Origin of the sequence: Leeuwenhoekiella sp. A2 (genome assembly GCF_047946655.1) — a bacterium.
Lineage (GTDB): Bacteria > Bacteroidota > Bacteroidia > Flavobacteriales > Flavobacteriaceae > Leeuwenhoekiella.
The window spans coordinates 3929426-3947162 of the sequence record NZ_CP172311.1; the positions used below are offsets into that span (position 1 = coordinate 3929426).

Consider the following 17737-nt stretch of genomic DNA (forward strand, 5'->3'; position numbering starts at 1 on the left):
CAAAAATAATGAGTTTTTAAACCGCTAAATCTGCTGTGTCCGGGTATTGCCTTTAAATATCTACAGTTATTATTAGGAGAATTGTGGCATAGCGAACATCTACTTAGCGGTTACGTTTCTTTATAAATCTTCACTTATAATTAAGATTCTAATATAACGGTTTCTCTTAATTTTAAGTCAGCAACAAGCTTATTGTACCCCCATTAAATTTGTTACTATGAAGCAACCAACTACTTTTGATCAAACAACACTTCCTAAATTTAAACCTGACACCAGAGAAAAACACCTTAGAAATCTGCAAAAACGTATAAACTCACGAATCAAAAATGATAAAGCGACAGGTGTGAACTGGATACGTATAAAGACCTGCATTTTCCCCATAATGTACGCTGCATTATATTTTTTAACATTGCAGGCGTATCCTTCTACATTTCTTTTTTACCTGGGTTATTTTACAATGGGTATCTTTTTAGTCTTTATATTTTTAACTGTTATACATGAGGTAAGTCATGATAATGTCTTTAAAAGTAAAAGTCTCAACCGCTTTTTTCTCTATTTTTTCGATTTGCTTGGGGCAAATAGCTTTATATGGAAAAAAAGACATGAGTTGATGCATCACAATTTTCCTAATATGCAGGGATGGGATACAGATATTGAGCAAAGCAGTCTTTTTAAGATCTATCCTACTGCACCGCACTCGCGGCTACATAATTATCAACATTATTTAATGTTCTTGCTGTATCCACTTTATTTATTCAACTGGTTAATAATAAGAGATTTTAAAGATTATTTTTCATCTAATAGCACTATAAAAAAATCTACGCACATACCGTTAAAAGAATATATAAAGCTTATTTTCTTCAAATCCTTTTATATACTTTACATGTTCATCGTTCCAATTTTCCTGTTTAATATCCCGTTTTTAAGCGTTTTTACAGGGTTTTTGGTATTAACATTCTCAGCTAGTGTCTTTGCCCTGGCAGTGCTTTTACCTCCCCATGCTAATATTGCTAATGAGTTTCCTATACCAGATTTAAATCAGCAGTTAAAAACCACATGGTTTGAGCATCAACTACGCACAACCACAGATATAAGCAATAATAACTGGTTCATTTCTTTTTTTATGGGCAACTTTAACTACCATGTGGCGCATCATCTTTTTCCTCATCTGAGCTATGCGCATATGAAAATAGCTACAGAAGAAATAGCTGTTTATGCAACAGAGAATGGCTTTAGTTATAGGCAATATCCTTTTTGGAAAGCACTACATAATCATTACTTGCTCGTCAAACAAAATGCCATGCATGCATCTATTTTTGAAGAAACCTTTTAAAGCAGGAGAATAACTAAAATCACAGCTAGAATGAATAAAGCCACAAGTACATAAACCATAGCTTTATTCTTACTAAACCACAGTTCGATACTGTAATTTTTAGCCTTATCATCAAATGATCCGTGAGCGCCATGATCACCGGGAATAGGATGCCACAAGTTATGGCTTCTGTCAGGATCTTCCGGTTCATCTGTTTGCTGTCCTTTTATTCCGCCTTTTGCTAAAACTCTGTCGCCATACCAGGGAGCAATCTTGTTCCCCACTATCGTATATACTGTTGGCCAGCCTACCATGATCTCCCTGCGATCATGTTCTGCTGCAAATAATATCGCATCTGCAGCAACTTCAGGCTGGTAGATTGTACCCATGGGACGTGGTTTGTTAGGTAATCTCGTTTTCACGAAACCAAACTGCGTTGTATTCATTGCAGGAAGCTCGACTATTGTTACCTGCACTTTACTCTTATCATGCAATAATTCTGCTCTTAAAGAATCATAAAATCCTTCTATAGCGTGTTTTGCACCGCTATAAGCCGCCTGTAATGGGATACCCCTATATGCCAGTGCAGATCCTACAAAAACTATTGAGCCTCTGTCTCTGGGCAACATTCTTTTTAAAGCAGCAAGTGCTCCATTCACCTGACCCAAATAAGTAACTTCTGTCACTCTTTTAAAATCTAAAGGAGTCATTTTTTTAACCGGACTAAAAACACTGTTCATAGCGTTATTCACCCACACAACTATAGGCCCTAATTGTTGCTCTATAATCCCGGCAGCTTCCTCTACCGCATCACCATCTGCAACATCTACCTGACAAAAATAAGCCCTGCGTCCCATCTCAAGCACTTCTTTTTTCGCTCCCAGCAAACCATCTTTACCTCTCGCGATAAGACCCACATCATACCCATTACTGGCAAACATGCGTACACAAGCCCTGCCTAATCCTGCAGAGGCTCCCGTAATTACTACCACACCTTTATAATCTTTAGTTTTAGTCGAACTGTTTGTTGTCATAATTCTTATATTTCAATTTTGTGAACCAGGTAATCTGTAAGTAACTTCCACTGAAATTGCTGAAATCCCACTCTGCCAGTTTCAGCAAGAAGGGTATTAATCATTTTCCTGTCACCGGCTTCTTCACCTTTATTATTTATCATTTCGTTAAGGCCTATTTGATAAGCGTACAGAGTTTTGTTTTTTATTTCTATTCTAAACGTACTACTGCTAATATCTTTAAAAAAATGTGCAGTTTTTTCTTTGTCCACATCAGTAGCAGTAGGATCTTGAGAAGGCTTGACCGTAAACTCAACAAGTGCTTCCAGTTGATTAAAATCGGTTATTTTAACCCAATTTTCGGGAAAAGGTCCCGGAAAATCGATCCTTACATAATCATCTACATTTGGTTTATGTGTGGTGTATTTCTTTTCTCCCTGGGGGCCGTATAACTGAAATGTTGCTGTAATTCCCGGCAGATGCGTCCAGAGATTTATCTTAAAAAGTTTAGCCATAGATCGTTTAAATTCTTCTTTAGCTATTTTTGTTGAAGGAAATTTATTGCTGCTACTAAATACTTTATGCTTTAGCGCATCGCCTGTAAGAATATCTTTCTCTTCTTTAATTTTCTGCAACCACCTCATTATCCCCATCACATTATCTTTATTAAGTTTCTATTTAACAGTCGTTTTTTCTTTGTGTTCATTTTCCATATTGATCATATCTATAACCAGCCCGGCCCAGGTAAAACCATGAGCACCATAACCTTCTCCCGTGTATGGGTTGTAGTATTCTCTAAACCCGCTTTTCTCGATGAGCTTTCTAAAACTGTCTATTAATTTTTGTGCCTCTTCTTCATACCCTCTCTCCATAAAAAATTTGTGGAGAAACCAGTTATTTACAATCCAGGTGGGGCCACGCCATATATACAGAGATTCTTCAGGATTAAAAGAAGCTTCATTTTGCGCAACAGATGGTATAGCAAAAGGTGCGTGAAATTCATCATCATTAAAAAAATGCCGCTTCATCACTTCACTTGATATTTCGGCGGGCACACCTTTAAGAATTACAGGATAAAAAATTGTAGGTGTTAACACCTCGATTTGCTTATTATCTTTGCCAAATACATCAAAGAAAGCAGCTTTTTCCTTATTGTACATCACCTTTAGGATTTGCTGTGTAACTTCATCTGATGCTTTTCTGTAAGCTTGTTCATCAGGATCATTAAGCATTTTACACAACGCACCCATCGCGCGTAGATTTTGGGCATAAATGGTATTAAAACCCACATCTTTAACTAGAAAGTATCCTTTTTTTGCGATTTTCTTCAAATTATAATTGTTCATAAAATTCCGAAAATCAACACTTACAAACTTTAAAAACAGCTTCCAGTCTGCTTTATCAGGTTTCATATTTAAAGCTACATCATAGGTGGGTTTCCAGTCCATACCAGATTCAAACGGTGAAATAATAGTAAGCAAACCATCGCCATCAAAATCCCTATTATCACGTAACCATTTATATTGTTTTTTAAGCTTAGGCATTATTTGTTTTAAAAAAGTCATATCTCCTGAAGCCTTCACTACACACTGCACTGCCTGAGCTGCGAGAGGAGGCTGAATTAAAGCGCTCATGTGACTTTTATATAAATTAGTAATGGAGGGGCGAGATTGAAAAAAATCTGTAAGCCGCCCCGGCTTTAATCTATCCCAATAGATCATGTGGCCTACAAAGCCATCCTCTTTCTGAAGAGAAAAAAGACTCAGTAAATGATCCTGAGCCATCTCATGCTCTCCTAAAGCAGAAAATATAAAGGCATGAAAACAAGTGTCCCAAAAAAATTGATAGGGATATCTGCTCGTAGAAGGTTTTGTATAATGAAAGCCGGGACCCTTTTTAGGATCTTTGTTTATCATATTCTCGTGCAGAATATGATGTGCTTCTTTAAACAATTCTTCGTCTGTCATGCTTTTTAACTTCTTACTGTATGATAGCTACTATCTTACATATTTATCCCAAAGACCATATTTCTCTTTAACAATCCCTCTGGGTAATGACAAGAAAATGATCAAGGCACCCAGTACCACACCCGTTATACTCAGGCTTAGATTACTGTCGTTAACCAGCCAGGGCCCTATGGCCAGTGTTAGCCCCAGAAGTATATTAAGAAAACGTCCCGCACGCACAATCTCACCCATAGATATAACTGAGACTACTACGGTTAAAGCACCACTTAGATGAAAAATATGAGCGGCATTGGTCTCTATACTTATATTAAAAATAGCGGGTGCAAATAGCGCTACTATTCCCAGGGCAGTACTAATACCCAGCGTCCACGGTACGCTCATACCCCATACAGATGATTTAAATACTTCTAGAGGCTTATTAGGCAATTGCATGATAGCTGTAGTTCTTTCGTCTTCATTTTTTTCAAAAGGTTCTCCACCTTTCCAGAAAACATGCCACATATTATCTCCTCTGCGCTTTGCCTGAACCATGTGCTGCCCCATGGCAATGACCTCATCAAATTCTAGCGGAATCATAGGCAACATAATGGCTGCGGCAAGCAAACAAAAAGTACACCACTCACCTACAATTACCGGTTGAGAAATTACCAGGAATATGTGAACCAGCCCTAAAGGAATCACGAGAATCCCGAAAAAAGTCACCATCCAGGGCATTGTTCTCCAGCGGGTGGGGCTTCCCATCCAGCCCATTAAAAATTCAAAAGTGTAGGCTAAAGCGCCTAATGCCCCGTCTGAAACCGGTAATGAATGTGACATATCAGAATTGAGTACTTTCATTGAGCTTTCACCAAAAAATGGATCCCAGACTTCATCTATAAACCCTAGCTGAAAAGCTCCCAAGTATCTTGATACCACCCAGCCCATAAAACCCAAAGCGATCATGATCCATCGTTGTGGCCAGCTTGAAGGATTGTACGTCCATCCCGGTGGTACACTACTGCCCATTTTCATGTATGAAATCATATTGGGCATACCTGGAATAAGAATAGTAAGTGCAATTATAAGTACACCTACGATGGTATCATTGAGGTAGATCATTGATGTGGGGGCCCAGAATATAAGAGGTGCAATATTTAGCCAGATACCAATAAAACATGCTAACCATATAGTCACCGGCCGGTTAGGTGTTAAAGATCGCCATCCTAATATCATAAGAAGTATCCCACATATAACATCACTATATTGCATGATAAGAACACGATAGACATCTGAAAGCCAAAGCTCTCTTCCGCCGGAAGGCTGCACGATATCTTTACTATAACTAAAGGTTAACGGTGAAATAGCAAGCCATAAACCCAATATAATTATTAGCCAATAAACCCAAAGTGTTTGTTTATGATGCATTTTTAGCATCATATCGCGGTTCATGCCACCATCTTCCTTACCATTATTGTCATTATTATTTTCACCAGATTGTTTAGACATTGGGCGGCTTACCCCTCGAGAAGCCATACCGCCACCTTTGTGGTTTTTATTCATAAGCTTATTTTTGGTTTGGTTGTACCTTAAAATTACTTACTGCGAAATTGAAAAACTTATAAAATTTTGATAATAATTTGCAATTTTTCAGTCTTTTAACCCGATTTCAGGCCAAAAAACACCGATTTTCAATACAACATATTCCCTAACTAAAAAACCCCGTAGGATAACTACGAGGTTTAACAACAGTTTTTATAGAATCAAGCTAAGGACAGCTGTCAATCTATCCGTTTATAACTTCTCCTCCATTCACATGAATTATTTGCCCAGTAATGTATGAACTGTCTTCACTCGCTAAAAAAACATAGGCAGGACCTACTTCGCTGGGTTGTCCCGGTCTTCCCATAGGTACTTTTTTACCAAAGTCTTCAATATCATCAAATGTAGATGGTATTAAAGGCGTCCATATAGGTCCAGGTGCAACACCATTCACCCTTATATTTTTTTCTGCAAGCATTTTTGATAATGATCTGGTAAAAGATACTATTGCACCTTTAGTACTTGAATAATCAAGTAAATGCTCGCTACCTCTATAAGCAGTGACTGAGGTAGTGTTTATGATACAATCCCCGTCATTTAAATGCTTAAGGCCCTCTTTAGCGATAGAGAAATAAGGGATGATGTTAGTATTAAAAGTTTCATTTATCTGGTCTATTGAGATCTCATCAATACTGTCTTTAGGAAATTGTACGGCCGCGTTATTTACTATAATATTTAGCTGATTATAGCTCTTTATACATTTATCAATTGCCTGCTTACAAAACTGGTGATCCTTAAGATCTCCCTGAATAACAAGACATTTCCTGCCCTCTTTTTCTACCAGCTTCTTTGTCTCTTCGGCATCTTCGCCCTCTTCTAAATAGATGATAGCTACATCTGCTCCTTCACGAGCAAAATGTACGGCGATGCTGCGGCCTATACCACTATCTCCCCCGGTGATAAGGGCGACTTTACCTTTTAATTTATTGCTGCCATTGTAGCTGTCTTTTATAATTTCGGGTTGCGGGGACATTTTATGCTCATCACCAGGTTGCGATTGATCCTGAGGCGGAATTTTTTGTTCTTTAGACATATTATTGTTGGTTAAATTAGATTTTTTATGACACTACTTAAATTATAGATAGTTGAGCTAACTGTGAAATAATTAACTTCACTTTAAAAGATGTTATCAAGCTTTCAGAGATTCCTGCAACCTTATCAACATTTGAGCTTCAGATCTGTTAAGCCCGGGAAAAGCGTGTACTATTACATTAGCGGTCGTCCAGATTAGTTTTTTAACCACCGGGGCAAACAATTCCGGGTTTTCATTCTTAAAGCTTAAATACTCATTAAAACACGCATCACACCTTAACCGTTTAAATAAGGCGTACTCAAAAGCATGAATAATCTCTGTAGGTTTACAGGAGCAAAATTTATCTTTCACCTCCTCTATGCAGACCCAATGAGAACATACCATACGCTTAAGACATTTTTGTTCACTGGCTGTTACAACACCATCTGAAGCTACAATGGCATAAAACAAACGCCCCATAACCTCATAAAATGCTACACCTACGTCTTCTGCCTTTTCCATAACCTGAGTAGTTTATAATTGATTATTATAAAATTAGCCATTACAATGGCATTAAACCAGTTAAAAATTAACGCAAAAGACATTCTCTATGATTTTTAAGATAACATTATGCTTTAAGACAATATAAAATCCCTCTTAATAAATGAGAATAAGAAAAAATCTCTATGTGCAGATTTTAAGTAAGATTTGATTACTTTTAGAATACTAAACTTCATTTTCATCTTTCTATATTATATCATGAACAAATTATTTACTGCATTACTTTGCTTTTTTTGTATTTCGCAATCGATTGCGCAGTTTTCCCAACAGAAGCGTGACAGTATTAATAAACTCAACAATGCAGATCACGCGCTAATGATGAAAAAATTAGGTATCGAAAGCCTCCGCCCCGGTCCTTCTGGAAATCCCAATGATGCTAACGCCGCAAATATTGATGAAGCTAAAGCGAAAACATATACTTCTTTGCCAGATCCACTTGTTTTTAACAACGGGGAACCTGTAAATACTTCTGCCGACTGGCAAAAACGAAGAGAAGAAATACTGAAAGATTTTAATGAGGAAGTATATGGCAATATTCCTGATGATGTTCCCAGTGTGAACTGGGAAGTTATCGCTCAAAAAGACACAGTTATAGGCGATTTTCCGGTAACGGTAAAAACACTCGCCGGTCATGTAGATAATAGCTCCTACCCCGCTATTGATGTTACAATAGATATGACAGTAACAACTCCGCGCAATGTTCAAAAAGCCATTCCTACCGTTATAGAATTTGGCTGGAACTGGCCTGCAGGTATGAAAATGCCTCCGGTACAGCATCCTACCTGGCAAGAACAGCTTCTGCAAAAAGACTGGGGATATGCCATATTGATACCTACAAGTTATCAGGCAGATAACGGTGCGGGGTTAAGAGAAGGTATTATTGGCCTGGTAAACAAAGGTCAACCCCGTAAACTTAATGATTGGGGAGCTTTGCGCGCATGGGCATGGGGCGCCAGCCGGGCTCTGGATTATTTTGCAACAGATAAAAGTGTAGATCAGGAACGGGTAGTTATTGAGGGTCTCTCCCGTTACGGAAAAGCTGCTCTCGTCGCTATGGTTTATGAACCACGCTTTGCTATTGGGTTTATAGGTTCTTCTGGTGCAGGAGGCGCAAAGTTATTTCGCAGAAACATAGGCGAGCAGGTAGAAAATCTTGCTTCATCTGGCGAGTATCACTGGTTTGCGCCTAATTTTATTAAATATGCCGGCCCGTTAACTAAAAATGATCTTCCTGTTGATGCGCACGAGCTTGTTGCTCTTTGTGCTCCCAGACCTGTTTTTATAAGCACAGGTTCTCCAAATGTAGAAGGTCATTGGGTTGATGCTAAAGGTATGTTCTTAGGGGGACTATATGCCGGTCCTGTTTACGAATTATTAGGCAAAAAGGGAATTGGTGTTGATGAATTCCCTCCACAGGAAACAACACTTATAGATGGCGATGTTGCTTTTAGAACTCATGAAGGCGGGCACACCGTTATACCTAATTGGCCTTACTTTATTCAATTTGCTGAAAAATATTTTTGAGGGAAATAATTTAAAAATGTAAATCTGATCAAATGGATACCTGCATTAAATCTAATATTTTATTCCCTTTCTAATTTGTTAGCAGTAAGTATTACTTTATCGAAATCAATTTGATTTAAACCATGATGTTCAAGCTCTTGAAAAAATGATTGTATGTCAGTTATTGTACCGTTGACTTTTTTAAAATTTTCAAAAGTAGTATCTAGAGGAGAGCCAGATAATAAAGAGAGATAAACTTTAAGATCTTTCTGGTTGAGAATTTTAAATCCCAAAAAAATGGTTTCGATGTCGAGATGTCTGAGAAATTCAGTATTGTCAAACTTATCTGTCTTTGCTTCAACTTTTCCTAAATATGATTCTACTATTATTATATCACCATTACGATAAATTAAGCCTCTATCGTCCTTATGAAATCCGCACTTATAAATTAAATCGCTACTGATAAAAGGCCTCCGGTATCCGTAATTCTCAAAATAATATTTGAAAAAAAACTTCTCGGTAGAATTCGATAAAACTTTAACTAAAGCTCCCTCATCTTCAATTTTTAAAATCCGAACAGGAAAATAGGAATACTTCCGCGGATTATAAAGTAAGATGTATTCTTCTTCTTGAAAGTTCATATTGCTGTACATAATTAACTTTTTACTACCCCATCTTCCCCGTAATATCTTTTCTTGGATCTTCATTGCCACTTCCCTGAGCTGCGCTATTCATAAAAGAAATATTTATAGAATCGTCTGTGAAAGTGCAGGTGATTTGATCGCCATGAACTGTTTCTATAAAACGCCAGGTCGCAATTAGATTTTCATTATCATCCCACGTATACGATGCGGCGATCTTAGAAGGAAAATCTATTCTTCCCGGCACCGGAAATAAAGATTGGGTCGTTTTTTTCTCATTATCGCCGATATTCCATTCATTTTGGCCACATTTTACGGTAATATCATTTTCTTCCTGTTCCAGATTTAGAGTGCATATTTGGTTGCTAAAACTAATCGTGATTGCTTTGGCTCCCAGATCGTTTTCTTTAAGCTGAAAGGTCTTTCCATTTATAGTTTCCTCTTTTGCTGAAGTAGCATTCATAACTGGGACAGAAAGTCTAAGCCCATCGAGGATTTCTGTCATTTTTTCCCGATTTTCAGCATTTTCAGGCAGGTTTTCGTCGCTCAAATTGGTATATAAATTCTCCCAGATCAGCGTCATTGATCGCTGTGTGTTAAAACTTTCTTCAGTGATGGCCACAACCGTATTATGTTCTGGGCTTACCAGGCTAAATTGACCAAAAGCTCCATCTGCTCTAAAACCGTCAGACTGGCTCATCCAGAATTGATAACCGTAACCCTGATTCCAGTCGGTCACCGGAGGATCATTTGGGTTAGATCCCTTAGAATCTATTCGTTTTGTGGTGGCATCATTAACCCATTCTTCGGTTAAAATCTGTTCATCACCCCATTTTCCTTTTTGTAAATACAGCTGGCCCAGTTTTGCAATATCTTCAGTCTTTACACGCAAGCCGTACCCGCCGGTATTTATACCCTGCGGATTTTCGAGCCAATCCATTCCTTCAATTTGCAAGGGTTCAAACAGTCGCGGTTGCAGGTAATCTATCAGCTTCTCGCCGGTCACTTTTTGCACGATCGCAGAAAGCATAAAAGTCGCTCCGGTATTGTACAAAAACACAGAACCGGGTTCATTAGCTATAGGTAAACTAAGAAATTTCTTCACCCAGTTACCGTCAGGATCATTGCGCAGTTGTCCTGTTGTATCTTCAGAATGGCCTACAGACATGGTAAGCAAATGTTTTACTTTCATACTTCTTAAATAATCACTTATTTCTTCCGGTTGATCATCAGGGAAAAACGAAATTACCTGATCTTCTACAGTGAGCAAACCATCCTTTACCGCCAGACCAACGGCTGTAGAAGTAAAACTTTTACTTAAAGAATATAATTGATGTTTTAGATCTGCCGCATAAGGATACCACCAGCCTTCTGCCACAACATAACCGTTACGTACGATCATAAGGCCATGAAACTGTATCTCGCTTTTTTCTATCTCATTGATGAGATTTATAATAGTTTCTGAAGAAATTCCCTGTGCTTCTGGCGTACTTCTGGGCAAGGACGACTGGTTCTCTGCAATTTCTGGCTCTTGTTCTTCTGTATTAGACTTGCAGAAAGTTAATGTGGGCATGATGCAAAAACCTATTGCGCCGCTGCTTAAATGCCTGATGAAAATTCTTCGGTTGGTCATGATCGTGGTTGTATGATTAATTTTATAGAAGGAATTATTTGTTTTTATAAAAATCCTGAAGCACGTAGTACGCCTTTTTCTTCTGCCCCGTGTTTGAAATTAGGCCTTTGCGATTCCAGAAATTTTGATATACCGGATGCTGCCGGCGTGGCGATTTAAAATCGGCTAAGATCCAGGGAGTCATACCTCGTAAACCTTCAACGTTTTTGAGCATTTTTAGCTGATTTTCATATACATTTTCCTGATATTCTTCGCTCCACATAGTGTCATCATCTGCATGAAAACCACCCAATGCAGCAGCACCAAATTCTGTAATTACCACAGGTTTATCAAATTCTATATCAAACTTATAATTAGGCAGATCATTAGGTTCTCCCCAATACCAGCCCCCGTATTCATTAAAACTGGCAAGATCAAGTTTTTCGCCCAGAGCGTCATTTACTACAACAGTATGCCCTTCACGCTCAACCTCAAGTGCAGCCGCTACCAGCCTTGTGTCATCGAGACTGCGCGCCTTATCTACAAGATTGCCCATAAATTGATTTCTGGCATCTGTAACAGGCGTCTCGTTACCCACAGACCAGATAATTATACTCGCTCTGTTCTTATCGCGCTCTATACCAACGGTTAGTTGATTTTCTGCATTCTTATAGGTTTCTGCATTTTCCCATGAGATCGTCCAGTAAACAGGAACTTCTGCCCATACCATGAGCCCCATTTCATCTGCAAGTCGCAACATGGTCTCGTTGTGGGTGTAATGTGCAAGTCGCACAAAATTACAGCCCAGTTCTTTTGCCCAGCTCAACATCATACGCATATCGCCCTCGCCGCGCAATCTCCCCGGTAACAGTGGATTCTCATCATGAATGGAAATACCTTTTAGAAAAACTGATTTACCATTTAAGAGAATATCTTTTCCCCGGGTTTCAATCTGGCGAAAACCAATTTTATCATGAATAACATTGCCATTATACGTGAGTGCTACATCGTATAAAAAAGGGTGCTCAGGAGACCAAAAATCGACGTTTTTAACCGGAAAATCGAACGCATTTTTCGATTCATTAACTGCGATGGTTTTCTTAATATTGAGTTGTGGAATTTCTAAGATCACGCTTCCGCTGGTGGCACCGTCAACTTCTACATATCCCGCTATGCGTTTGTTATCATGTTTTGCAAGCTGCACTTTATAATCTGAAACATACGACTGCGGAGTTTCAATTAAGGAAACATCGCGGGTAATGCCGCCATAATTCCACCAGTCTGTATTTACTGTGGGGATTTCATCCTGCTTTCTTGAATTATCGGCCATAACGACCACAAAATTGGCTCCATCGTTAAGAAAATCGGTCACCTCAAACTGAAAAGGAGTAAATCCGCCTTTGTGCACACCTAGTTTTTTTCCATTTAAATAAACATGCGCTTCATAATTAACCGCGCCAAAGTGCAGAAAATATCTGCTGCCGGTTTTTTTCGCTACAGCGAAATCTTTTTTATACCACAGCGTACCTTCATAAAGGCTCAAGTTCTCTTTCTGCGAGTTCCAGTCGCCGGGAACTTCCAGCGTAGGCGAAAATGTAAAATCATATTCTGCGCGCTGGTCTTTAGGAATATTAGTAAGATTATCATAAAAACCACCTTTGCCAGATTCACTTTCATCAAACGGTTTCTGGCGATAATCGAGATATCCCATTTTATAGGGATCAATGATATAATTCCAGTTTCCGTTAAGGCTGGTGGTGTTTCTACCCTCAATATTTTGAATGGTTTTCTGAGCAAAACTTAGATTGAAACAAAAGATAAGACTTAAGAATAGTAATGGTAGGCTGGTACTTTTAATCATGAGATGTTAATTCTGTATAAGAGTTAGTTAAGATACTTATAATCGAGTTATTTTTAAAAAAATAAAGCTCCTTTACAAATGTAAAGGAGCTTTATCGCTTGGTGGCTAGTTAAAAAATTAATATCCTGGGTTTTGATCTGCAGGAGTAATATTCTCATTTGAGCTGATCTCTCTGTTAGGAATAGGGAAAATCTCATTTTTACCCGCCTGAAAACCATATTTACCTAATACTTCAGGAGCCATACCCCAACGCACAAGATCTGGAAAACGCACTTGCTCGCCTGCTAATTCTACAGCGCGCTCGTGTACGATGGCAGCAAAAGTCTGTGTTTTATTTAAGCTAGTAGAAAGAGGTGTAAGACTTACACTAGGTCTTGCTCTCACTTCATTGATATAACCTATAGCTTCAGATTGTGAACGCACTTCATTAGCACATTCTGCCATCATAAGTAAAACATCTGCATAGCGTATTACTTTCATATTGATACCAGATGCCTGATCTTCATTAGTATCTTTATAATAGTTCTGATATTTTCTCCAGCCGGCTCTTCTGTCATTGCTTATGGCCTCAATTACACCGCCTGCGTACGTATCACCTACAGAATAGAAATTATCTGTATATCGAGAATCTCCCGCTTCATATTCATCTAACAGATCGTCTGATGGATAAACGTTAAACCAGTCGAACATACCGTATTCCTGCCCTCTAAAAGTTACCTCGTTGGGACCTGCACCACTTACATCTGAATTCCATTTTGCACTGTCACCTAGATCATCGTTGTATTCTACTTCAAAAATAGATTCGGGACCGTGCTCTGTTTCTTCCATAAAATTGTCAAAGTAATTATCCTCAAGTGAGTATTTACCATAGACTTTTTCAAAAGTGGTTAAAGCCAACTCATATTCTCCTCTAAATAAATAAACTTTACCTAAAAGTGCATTTGCAGCACCACTTGTAGCTCTACCATTTTCTTCTACACCTTTAGCTCGTAAAGTAGCGGCTGCATCTTGTAAATCTGATATTATTTGTTGATACACCTCTTCTTTAGGGCTTCTTGGGAAGCCGTTTCCATCTTCTGGAATAGTGGTAATAAGCGGCACATCACCATAACGTGTCACAAGATAAAAGTAGTAAAGAGCTCTTAAGAACTTTGCCTCACCTACGTATTTGTCTTTTGTAGCCTGGTTCATAAATGATTCAGGTATCTCATTGATCGCTTCCTGATTGCCTATTACAAAATTGGCTTTATTGATCCCTCTATAGCAAGTATCCCAATAGTTACCAATTGCACCGTGACTAGAGTCAAAAGAAAACTCCAGATATTGTCTTTTATCTGCTTCCAGCTGTGGGTTACCTGAATTTTCATGTCCCATATTATCCATCATAAAGAATATATGTCTGGTATAAAGAGCGATCGTCTGTAGGTTGGCATAAACAGCATTTACAGATGCCTGTACCTGAGCTTCATTCTTAAAAAAGGTTTCAGGCGAAAGCTGATTAGGATTTGTTAACTCAAGATCGTTCTCACTACACGAGTTTATAGAAACTACGCACAGAAAAAACGCGAGTATTAATTTAATTTTTCTCATATCTATTTTTTTTAGAATGTAACTTGAAGTCCAAATAAAACTGATTTTGGCTGTGGGTAATTACCTCTGTCAATACCATACTCATAAGCAGAGTTGTTTATCACTGTAGATGATCCTACCTCTGGGTCAAGTCCTGAATAATCTGTAAGTGTAACTAAGTTTTGACCACTTAAATAAATTCTAAACTTTGTCAGATACTCGCTTATTACACCTTCAGGAAATGTGTAACCCAGTGTAACATTCCTAAGCCTAGTATATGAGCCATCTTCTATAAACCTGTCTGATGCAGATACATTTGCTCCCGCACCTAATGCTCTGGGAATACTGTTAGATGTGCCTGGCCCCGTCCATCTGTCTAGAACTGCTGTTCCTGAATTGAACAATCTGGTCATACCCTGTAGATCATAGATGTTAGTGTTGTAAACATCATTACCTGCCACACCTGTAATGAAAATGTTCAGGTCGAAATTTTTGTAGTTTGCACTACCGTTAAAACCGTAACTCACATCAGGATAAGGATTTCCTATTTTTGTTCTGTCGTCTGCCGTAATATCACCATCACCATTTAGATCTTTAAAGCGAATATCTCCCGGCTGTACAATCGTTTGACCAGGGTTAGCTGTAAATACAGCATCTACTTCTGCCTGATTTTGATAAATGCCATCTGTTTGAAGACCATAGAAATAGAACAATGGTTCACCTACTGTGATTCTCGATAAATTCTCATTCTCAAAACCACCACCGTTAATCTCAGTAACAGTACCTAAGGTTAATACTTCGTTTTTACTAGAACCTAAATTAAGATTAGCAGACCAGGTAAAATCACCTTCATAGTCGCTGTAGCCCAGGTTAAGTTCAAAACCTTTAGTTTCCACAGAACCTACGTTTTCAGTAATGTTAGGATCATTAAATCCTAAAGAGACTGAAAGCGGTCTGTTTATCAAAAGGTCATCACTTTTATTGATGTAATATTCTAATGACATGGTAAACTGGTCATTCATTAAACCAAGATCAAGACCAATATTTGTCATTGTAGTCTCCTCCCATTTTAAATTAGGATTAGGTAAACCATTAGCCGTAGTACCATCTGCTGCAGCACCGCCAAAAGGATAAATAAAATCTGTAAGTAGAGTTGCACTGTAGCGGTAATCACCTATTTTATCATTTCCGGTTAAACCGTAACTTCCTCGCAGTTTCAGGTTATTTATATCAGTATCCTGTAAGAAACTCTCTCTACCTATATTCCAACCTACAGAAACCGATGGGAACCAACCCCATCTGTTATTCTGCCCAAATCTTGAAGAAGCATCACGCCTTAATGAAGCAGAGAAAATATACTTCTGGTCATAGTTATAGTTCAATCGCCCTAAATAACCCAATCTGTTATATTCTGAAGAGCCTGAAGAAAGTCCCGCACCCGTTAACGATAATTGATTTACTTCATCACTAATTGGGTTCTGGCTGCTTGCGTTAATATTCTCATTTTTAATTTCCTGCTTTTCAGTAAGTAATAAAAATTCTACATTATGATATTCGGCAAAGGTTTTCTTATAGTTTAAACTGTTTGTAAATGTCAATGACTGAAATATCCCCGTGTTTTTAGTAATCTGGGCAAAGCCAAAGGTGTGCGTGCCACCATCGCTGTCATCGTTATAAGATGGTATGAAGTTAGAATTCTTATAATTGTTATAATCAAGCCCTACCTGACTTTTAAAAGTTAAATCGTCAATGATCTCATATTCTGCGTAAATACTTCCTATTACAGAAATAGCCTTGTTCTCTGCATTACCAAGTGTTTGTACACGCACAGGGTTTTCTGCATCCTGCCCGTCAAGAGCACTATTAGGACCCTGAAAACCACCTAGATTATCTGGGTTATAAATAGGTAAATAAGGTGCTGCTTTAATAGCATGTTCTATTAATGAACGACCACCACCGGCACGCTCAGGATTTTGTAAACTAAATGAAACCCCTAATGTCTCACCAAATTTTAATCTCCCCACGTTAAAAGTACTATTTGCACGAAAGGTAAAACGCTCAAATTCTGTCTCTATAATTGTTCCCTCCTGATTTAAATAACCGGCAGAAAATCTATAATTACTGTTCTCACCCCCACCAGATAAACCTAAATTGTAGTTACGCATTAAACCGGTTCTAAAGATTGCGTCCTGGTAATTTGTATTATTATCAAGAAAAGATGCGTATTGAGGATCTGTAGTACGCTGCGGGGGTGACCCTAATTCTGCAGCAAATTGTACATATTCATCTGTGTTTAAAACGTCATAACGCTCATTAGTAAATTGAACTCCCGTATAAGCATCAAGAGTGATACTTGTTAAACCTGAACGCGACCCTTGTTTGGTTGTAACCAAAATAACCCCGTTAGAACCCTGCGAACCGTAAACAGCTGTAGTTGAGGCATCTTTTAAAACTTGTATTGATTCTATATCGTTTGCGCTGAGATTTGAAATATCAGACGCGATAATACCATCAATAACATATAAAGGCCCATTACTGTTAGGTGAACCTAAACCTCGTATTGTCACTGCAGGACGTGTACCGGGTGAACCACTATTAGTTACGGTAACACCAGGAGCTCTACCCTGTAAGGCCTGCTCTGCTGTAGAAACCGGTAAACTTGCTATTTCATCAGAATCTATTGATGATATTGCACCGGTTACACTCGCTCTGCTTTGTGTACCATAGCCCACTACAATTACATCTTCTAGAGAAGTAGCGTCCTCTACAAGATTTACATCAATCGTTGTGCGGTTATTCACCGCGATTTCCTGGGATACAAACCCTACAAAACTAAAAACAAGAACTGCTGATCCTTCTACATTTTGCAATGTATAGTTACCATCAAAATCTGTGGTAGTCCCGTTGCTTGTACCTTTAACAAGTACATTTGCTCCAGGTAATGGCCCCGTGCCATCAGATACTGTTCCGGAAATCGTTTGCTGAGCAGAAATGAATCCAAAGCTTAGCAACAATCCCATGAACAGCATGCATTTAAAGTAGCTGTTTCTCATAATTCTTAATTGGTTGACTGTTAATACTGTCGTAAAAATAGTAAAATTGCGCAAA

13 protein-coding genes are annotated in these 17737 nt (G+C 38.4%); 2 read left to right on the plus strand and 11 right to left on the minus strand.

All coding sequences use genetic code 11. The annotated features are described in order from the left end of the window. Window positions 1–217 precede the first annotated feature (217 nt). The gene (locus tag ACH3PA_RS17320) at window positions 218–1333 is read left to right on the plus strand and encodes a fatty acid desaturase family protein (RefSeq protein WP_416442353.1); all 1116 of its coding nucleotides are present in this window, start codon (window positions 218–220) and stop codon (window positions 1331–1333) included. On the opposite strand, the gene ACH3PA_RS17325 is transcribed toward ACH3PA_RS17320, so the two are convergent. The 6 genes from ACH3PA_RS17325 to ACH3PA_RS17350 form a co-directional block, all read right to left on the minus strand. Then, entirely contained in the window at window positions 1330–2346 is a 1017-nt protein-coding gene (locus ACH3PA_RS17325) for an SDR family oxidoreductase (protein ID WP_416442355.1), read from the minus strand. The genes ACH3PA_RS17320 and ACH3PA_RS17325 overlap by 4 nt on opposite strands. A gap of 5 nt (window positions 2347–2351) precedes the next feature. Further along, window positions 2352–2978 carry a hypothetical protein gene (locus tag ACH3PA_RS17330; protein ID WP_416442357.1) on the minus strand — a complete coding sequence of 209 codons (627 nt, stop codon included), beginning with the start codon at window positions 2976–2978 and terminating at the stop codon, window positions 2352–2354. Window positions 2979–2999: 21 nt separating this feature from the next. After that, window positions 3000–4292 carry an amylo-alpha-1,6-glucosidase gene (locus ACH3PA_RS17335; RefSeq protein ID WP_416442359.1) on the minus strand — a complete coding sequence of 431 codons (1293 nt, stop codon included), beginning with the start codon at window positions 4290–4292 and terminating at the stop codon, window positions 3000–3002. Window positions 4293–4322: 30 nt separating this feature from the next. Next, window positions 4323–5831 (minus strand): vitamin K epoxide reductase family protein, encoded by a 1509-nt coding sequence (locus ACH3PA_RS17340; protein WP_416448295.1) that lies wholly within the window; start codon window positions 5829–5831, stop codon window positions 4323–4325. Window positions 5832–6054: 223 nt separating this feature from the next. Continuing rightward, entirely contained in the window at window positions 6055–6903 is an 849-nt protein-coding gene (locus ACH3PA_RS17345; protein ID WP_416442363.1) for an SDR family oxidoreductase, read from the minus strand. Window positions 6904–6999: 96 nt separating this feature from the next. After that, window positions 7000–7404, minus strand: coding sequence for a hypothetical protein (locus tag ACH3PA_RS17350; RefSeq protein WP_416442365.1), 405 nt, complete (start codon window positions 7402–7404; stop codon window positions 7000–7002). 237 nt (window positions 7405–7641) lie between these two features. Here ACH3PA_RS17350 and ACH3PA_RS17355 point away from each other — a divergent pair, with 237 nt between their 5' ends. Beyond that, entirely contained in the window at window positions 7642–8967 is a 1326-nt protein-coding gene (locus tag ACH3PA_RS17355; RefSeq protein ID WP_416442367.1) for an acetylxylan esterase, read from the plus strand. Between the two features lie 59 nt (window positions 8968–9026). Here the strand turns inward: ACH3PA_RS17355 and ACH3PA_RS17360 are convergent, their stop codons facing one another. From ACH3PA_RS17360 to ACH3PA_RS17380, 5 genes are all read right to left on the minus strand, one after another. Continuing rightward, window positions 9027–9599, minus strand: coding sequence for a hypothetical protein (locus tag ACH3PA_RS17360; RefSeq protein WP_416442369.1), 573 nt, complete (start codon window positions 9597–9599; stop codon window positions 9027–9029). Between the two features lie 13 nt (window positions 9600–9612). After that, the gene (locus ACH3PA_RS17365) at window positions 9613–11220 is read right to left on the minus strand and encodes a serine hydrolase domain-containing protein (protein WP_416442371.1); all 1608 of its coding nucleotides are present in this window, start codon (window positions 11218–11220) and stop codon (window positions 9613–9615) included. Between the two features lie 34 nt (window positions 11221–11254). Then, window positions 11255–13060: a glycoside hydrolase family 2 protein gene (locus tag ACH3PA_RS17370; protein WP_416442373.1), complete on the minus strand. Its 1806-nt coding sequence runs from the start codon at window positions 13058–13060 to the stop codon at window positions 11255–11257. Between the two features lie 117 nt (window positions 13061–13177). Continuing rightward, a complete protein-coding gene (locus tag ACH3PA_RS17375; RefSeq protein WP_416442375.1) occupies window positions 13178–14650 on the minus strand; it encodes a RagB/SusD family nutrient uptake outer membrane protein in 1473 nt (490 codons plus the stop codon). 11 nt (window positions 14651–14661) lie between these two features. Then, window positions 14662–17682 carry a SusC/RagA family TonB-linked outer membrane protein gene (locus ACH3PA_RS17380; RefSeq protein ID WP_416442377.1) on the minus strand — a complete coding sequence of 1007 codons (3021 nt, stop codon included), beginning with the start codon at window positions 17680–17682 and terminating at the stop codon, window positions 14662–14664. Between the last annotated feature and the right edge of the window lie 55 nt (window positions 17683–17737).

Excerpts from the sequence above, each read along its gene's own strand:
- ACH3PA_RS17355 (WP_416442367.1), top strand. The coding sequence starts at position 7,642 with ATGAACAAATTATTTACTGCATTACTTTGCTTTTTTTGTATTTCGCAA.
- ACH3PA_RS17375 (WP_416442375.1), bottom strand. The coding sequence starts at position 14,650 with ATGAGAAAAATTAAATTAATACTCGCGTTTTTTCTGTGCGTAGTTTCT.
- ACH3PA_RS17360 (WP_416442369.1), bottom strand. The coding sequence starts at position 9,599 with ATGTACAGCAATATGAACTTTCAAGAAGAAGAATACATCTTACTTTAT.
- ACH3PA_RS17370 (WP_416442373.1), bottom strand. The coding sequence starts at position 13,060 with ATGATTAAAAGTACCAGCCTACCATTACTATTCTTAAGTCTTATCTTT.
- ACH3PA_RS17325 (WP_416442355.1), bottom strand. The coding sequence starts at position 2,346 with ATGACAACAAACAGTTCGACTAAAACTAAAGATTATAAAGGTGTGGTA.
- ACH3PA_RS17330 (WP_416442357.1), bottom strand. The coding sequence starts at position 2,978 with ATGGGGATAATGAGGTGGTTGCAGAAAATTAAAGAAGAGAAAGATATT.
- ACH3PA_RS17340 (WP_416448295.1), bottom strand. The coding sequence starts at position 5,831 with ATGAATAAAAACCACAAAGGTGGCGGTATGGCTTCTCGAGGGGTAAGC.
- ACH3PA_RS17350 (WP_416442365.1), bottom strand. The coding sequence starts at position 7,404 with ATGGAAAAGGCAGAAGACGTAGGTGTAGCATTTTATGAGGTTATGGGG.
- ACH3PA_RS17365 (WP_416442371.1), bottom strand. The coding sequence starts at position 11,220 with ATGACCAACCGAAGAATTTTCATCAGGCATTTAAGCAGCGGCGCAATA.
- ACH3PA_RS17380 (WP_416442377.1), bottom strand. The coding sequence starts at position 17,682 with ATGAGAAACAGCTACTTTAAATGCATGCTGTTCATGGGATTGTTGCTA.
- ACH3PA_RS17335 (WP_416442359.1), bottom strand. The coding sequence starts at position 4,292 with ATGACAGACGAAGAATTGTTTAAAGAAGCACATCATATTCTGCACGAG.
- ACH3PA_RS17320 (WP_416442353.1), top strand. The coding sequence starts at position 218 with ATGAAGCAACCAACTACTTTTGATCAAACAACACTTCCTAAATTTAAA.
- ACH3PA_RS17345 (WP_416442363.1), bottom strand. The coding sequence starts at position 6,903 with ATGTCTAAAGAACAAAAAATTCCGCCTCAGGATCAATCGCAACCTGGT.